The 370-nt window shown below is 32.2% G+C and carries 1 protein-coding gene; it reads left to right on the top strand.

Features of this window, described 5'->3' with window-relative positions; genetic code table 11:
- The coding region (locus tag EII32_RS11795; RefSeq protein ID WP_199741449.1) for a beta-ketoacyl synthase N-terminal-like domain-containing protein at positions 1–370 on the top strand (370 nt) is incomplete at both ends.

Raw genomic sequence — 370 nt, 5'->3', positions numbered from 1 at the left:
GGTTATTATGCTGACAGAGATATAGGTATTACTGTAGCCACTAATTTTTCAGGTGTTCAGTCTGTTTCAGAGTATGATTATACTATTTTAACAGAAGGTCCACAATATGTTAGCCCTATGCAAGCGCCAAACACCTTAACTAATGCTCCTTCTGCTCAACTAGCTATAAAATTAAATGCTAGAGCATTTAATACTACCCTATCTACAGGACAATGCTCATCCATAAATTCACTTATATATGGAATTGAGTCAATAAAAAAGAATTTTTCTAAATGTGTATTTGTTTCTGGAGTAGAGGAATTAAATAAACGTACTAATTGGATTTACTATAATATGGGACTAATAAATAATAACACTACTCTTGGAACAC

This window comes from Prevotella sp. OH937_COT-195 (assembly GCF_003932845.1).
Classification (GTDB): Bacteria; Bacteroidota; Bacteroidia; order Bacteroidales; family Bacteroidaceae; genus Prevotella.
This window is presented reverse-complemented; position numbering and strand designations above follow the sequence as displayed.